The organism is Oleiphilus sp. HI0043 (genome assembly GCF_001634935.1).
In genome coordinates, this window is record NZ_LWEY01001619.1 from 1 (window position 1) to 1,052 (window position 1,052).

1 protein-coding gene and 1 pseudogene are annotated in these 1,052 nt (G+C 45.6%); both read right to left on the reverse strand.

Going from position 1 to position 1,052, the window contains the following annotated elements; genetic code table 11:
- On the reverse strand, nt 1-217 hold a 217-nt coding region (locus A3729_RS24390), incomplete at its 3' end, for an aldehyde dehydrogenase family protein (protein WP_156498113.1).
- A gap of 14 nt (nt 218-231) precedes the next feature.
- Nucleotides 232-1,052: pseudogene (locus A3729_RS24395) on the reverse strand (glutamine synthetase); the annotation flags it as partial.

The following is a 1,052-nucleotide window of genomic DNA, read 5'->3' on the forward strand; positions in this document are numbered from 1 at the left end:
AACATAGCTCTTCAGCTATAAGCTCTTTTTTTTCTTCAAAGCACTCTACAGCTAACGAACAAATGTGCTTCTTTTTTTCCAAGGGTACCAAAGCCCAGTCATCTTGCGCTTTATCTGCAAGCAGCACCGCTTCAAGCATCTGCTCTTCGCCAACCAACTCTCTTTGAACATATAGAGAGCCATCAATTGGCGAATAGGTTTTCAGTTTTCTAGCCATAATATGTCTTCTAGTTAAATAATCTCGAAATACCGGTCCATTTCCCAGTCACTAATGTGCTTGCGAAACTCTCGCTCTTCCCATTCTCGGCTCGATGCAAAATGCTCTACAAAGGCATCGCCAAATAGGCCTCTCGCCTCTTTAGACTCCTTTAGAGCTTGCGCCGCCTCCCAAAGTGTTGCAGGAAGTTTTAATGCGCTGGGATGCGTTTGTGAATACGCATCACCAACAACCATTGGTGTCGGTTCAAGTTTGTGCTCGATACCATACAAACCTGAAGCAAGCGCCGCTGCCAAGGTTAGATACGGGTTACCATCTGCCGAGCCTAAACGATACTCGACTCTCTGCGACTTCGCTGAACCAGGTATAACGCGCAGCGAGCAAGTACGATTCTCAACGCCCCATGTAGCATCGGTTGGCGCCCAAAAGCCTGGAATTAGTCGCGTATAACTATTAACCGTTGGCGCAATCAATGACAAGAACTTTGGCATCAATAACTGCTGACCCGCAACGAAATGCCTTTGAGTATCACTCATCGAATAATCTTTACTTTGATCAAAAAAGACTGACTCATTTGTCTTCGCATCGTTTAAGGAAATATGAATATGGCCGCTTTGGCCTGGGTAGTCGGCCGACCACTTAGCCATAAAGGTGGCCATCAATTCATTTTTTTGGGCCAATACTTTAATGAAAGTTTTAAATAGCGACGCTTTATCGGCGGCATTTTGTGCGGTATCAACAGCTATCGCAGCCTCAAGAACACCTGGCCCGGTTTCTGTATGTAGACCTTCAATCGGAAAATCCATTTCCTCCGCAAGCCCAAGGATTTGTGCAT